We start from the raw sequence: 2,944 nt of genomic DNA on the forward strand, positions 1-2,944 counted from the left end.
TAATAGTTTGATCACCATTAAAATACTAATAATCAATGATATGCACAACTTATTTCCTGACATTTTTTAGTGAATTAATTCCGCCAACGGGTATAGGTTATATTGTTTATGTAATAAATGCTATTTTTTTTGTGGTTATTGTTAATAAAATATTTCTAAAAAAATAAAGGTAGTGTCATTTTTATTACATTGTGTTATTCTCTTCCGTAGTAATTTTGTTCGATTGTTGGTACATCTTACGAATTAGAGGTCGTTTTTTAATGTTGTATTTACATTCAAGTTCTAGTAATGATAAAAATCGCTTAAAGATTATAGAAATAAATATGAGGAAAATAAGTAGAGAAATGGATAGTCAATGGGCTCTTGACATTATGCGTAAGGCCCCGTATATTACAGTAAGTTTTACTCGCCCGGATGATACTGCATACGGCGTGCCACTTTCTTTAGCAAGTAAGGATGATAATGTCTGGTATTTCCATTGTGCTCCTGATGGAGATAAATTGGATGCTATAGCCGTGAATCCCGAAGTGTGTCTTTCTGCTGTAACGAAATGTCAACCTACTGTAGGACCTAAAGATGGGACATTCACTCTACAGTACCGTTCGGCTATCGCATTCGGAAAAGCTGAGATTGTAACAGATAATGATGAAAAGATTCTTGCGCTGAGGTTAATAAGCCAACGATTTCTTCCTAAGCACATGGATGCTTTCGATGCCGCTGTTGAAAGAAGTCTTCATCGTACCGCTGTTGTCAAAATAACCTTATTGGCTCCTCCCACAGGGAAACGTAAGCAGTACGATAAGAATGGTGACGAAATGAAGTATGGAAGGATGGAATAATAAAATACTAAATAATTGCTGATGAACTTGTTTGATGTATATACTGTATTCCCTATCAATATAATAAAAGGCAAAGGTTGTTATGTCTATGATGATTGTGGATATTCGTATCTCGATTTTTATGGTGGACATGCTGTAATATCAATAGGACATTCTCATCCATATCTGGTAAAATGTATGTCTGAGCAGATGCAGGATCTGATGTTTTATTCTAACTCTGTGGTTAATAAGCTTCAGGAAAAACTTGCGTACGAATTAGGAGAAATATCCGGTTATCCGGATTATAGTGCTTTTTTTGTCAATTCAGGAGCAGAAGCCAACGAGAATGCCCTTAAACTGGCATCGTTTCATACTGGAAAGAAAAAGGTTATAGCTTTCAAGAGTTCTTTCCATGGCCGTACGTCTGCTGCAGTAGAAGTAACAGACAATCCACTGATAACTGCACCTCTGAACTGTAATAACAATGTGTATTTTGCGGATATGGATATTACAGAGGTGGAAAGTGTACTGCGTAGTGGAGATGTTTGTGCTGTAATTATAGAAGGTATTTCCGGGGTTGGTGGTATAAGGGTTCCAGGGAATGATTTCCTTAAAAAATTGCGCAGACTTACAATACAATACGGTGCAATTCTCATTTTAGATGAGATACAGTCGGGATATGGACGTACAGGAAAGTTTTTTGCACATCAGTGGAGTGGTATAAAGCCTGATATTATCACTGTGGCAAAAGGTATAGCAAATGGTTTTCCATTTTCTGGTGTTCTGATAAATGGTATATTTAAACCTCGCAAAGGAATGCTTGGAACTACATTTGGTGGAAACCATCTGGGATGTGCGGCTGCATTGTCGGTAATAGAGGTTATGAAAGATGAAAGATTGATAGAAAATGCCTATAACATAGGAGAGTATTTTATAAAGAAACTTAGTTCTATTGTGTCACCGCTGATAACAGATATTAGAGGACGTGGATTAATGATAGGAGTAGAGTTTGCAATCCCTGTGTCCGAAATACGTGAGATGCTTCTGTTTGAGCACCATATATTTACTGGATATTCAGGTAATAATATTCTGAGAATATTGCCACCATTGTGCATTACAAAGTCGGAAGTGGATTGTTTCGTTGGTAAACTGGTAGATTGCCTTAACAAAATAAGATGAAGCAATGATTAAAAAAGAAAAAGTTCCTTACAGGGTTTTTGTTATAGCTGGCAGTGAACCTCTTGGCTCTGCAGGAATACAGGCAGATGTCAAGTCCATATGTACTTGTGGAGGATATGCAGCCGGGGCTATAACATGTGTAGTAGATGAGGATACAGAACACGTAAAGGATGTATGCCTGATTCCTGTTGGCATGGTGGTATCTCAAATAAAATCGTTTATGGAGGATGTTGGCGCAGACTGTATTAAGACCGGAATGCTATATTCAAAAGAATTGGTACAAAAGGTATCGGAAACACTCAGTAGTTATACCGAAGTTCCTTTGGTTGTGGATCCTGTAATGGTTACTTCCTCAGGAGACCAGTTAATTAAGGATGATGCAGTTTTGAGTTATAAGGAAAGTCTTATACCGTTGGCAACCATTATTACACCGAATATGCGAGAAGCAGAGATTCTGCTTGGGCGGAAATTGAATATAAATAATATAAAGGAGGACTTAAAAGAACTGTCATGTTGGGGGAACTCTGTGATAATAAAATCTGTACCATATAAAGACAAATTGGTGGATTATTTCTATTGCCCTCAAAGTAATGATTTCAGAGAATATATAAAACCCATAATAGAAACAAAAAATGTAAATGGAACTGGTGATATGTTTGCTTCATCCATTGCTACTTACATAGCAAGAGGTTGGCGTATTATTGATGCTATAGATAAAGCTGAAGAGTTTATTTATAAATCTATAAAATATGGGGCCGATTTTTCGTTTGGAACTGGCTTTGGACCAATTTTCCCTTTTTATAAAGATTACGTCCGGTTTCAGAAAGAAAATCTAAGGAATAAGATAATAAATAACCCGTTGGCGGAATTAATTCACTAAAAAATGTCAGGAAATAAGTTGTGCATATCATTGATTATTAGTATTTTAATGGTGATCAAACTATTAA

3 protein-coding genes are annotated in these 2,944 nt (G+C 36.3%); all 3 read left to right on the plus strand.

Annotation, left to right across the window (positions count from 1 at the left end):
- Window positions 1–323 precede the first annotated feature (323 nt).
- The 3 genes from C511_RS0112375 to thiD are packed head-to-tail and all read left to right on the plus strand — an operon-like array spanning window position 324 to window position 2,877.
- Window positions 324–839 (plus strand): pyridoxamine 5'-phosphate oxidase family protein, encoded by a 516-nt coding sequence (locus C511_RS0112375; protein ID WP_024997756.1) that lies wholly within the window; start codon window positions 324–326, stop codon window positions 837–839.
- A gap of 21 nt (window positions 840–860) precedes the next feature.
- Entirely contained in the window at window positions 861–1,997 is a 1,137-nt protein-coding gene (locus tag C511_RS0112380) for an aspartate aminotransferase family protein (RefSeq protein ID WP_024997757.1), read from the plus strand.
- A gap of 4 nt (window positions 1,998–2,001) precedes the next feature.
- Window positions 2,002–2,877 (plus strand): bifunctional hydroxymethylpyrimidine kinase/phosphomethylpyrimidine kinase, encoded by an 876-nt coding sequence (gene thiD / locus C511_RS16820; protein WP_051260522.1) that lies wholly within the window; start codon window positions 2,002–2,004, stop codon window positions 2,875–2,877.
- Window positions 2,878–2,944: the final 67 nt, after the last annotated feature.

This window comes from Bacteroides graminisolvens DSM 19988 = JCM 15093 (genome assembly GCF_000428125.1).
In the GTDB taxonomy this organism is placed as follows: Bacteria; Bacteroidota; Bacteroidia; order Bacteroidales; family Bacteroidaceae; genus Bacteroides; species Bacteroides graminisolvens.

Excerpts from the sequence above, each read along its gene's own strand:
- C511_RS0112375 (WP_024997756.1), top strand. The coding sequence starts at position 324 with ATGAGGAAAATAAGTAGAGAAATGGATAGTCAATGGGCTCTTGACATT.
- C511_RS0112380 (WP_024997757.1), top strand. The coding sequence starts at position 861 with ATGAACTTGTTTGATGTATATACTGTATTCCCTATCAATATAATAAAA.
- thiD (WP_051260522.1), top strand. The coding sequence starts at position 2,002 with ATGATTAAAAAAGAAAAAGTTCCTTACAGGGTTTTTGTTATAGCTGGC.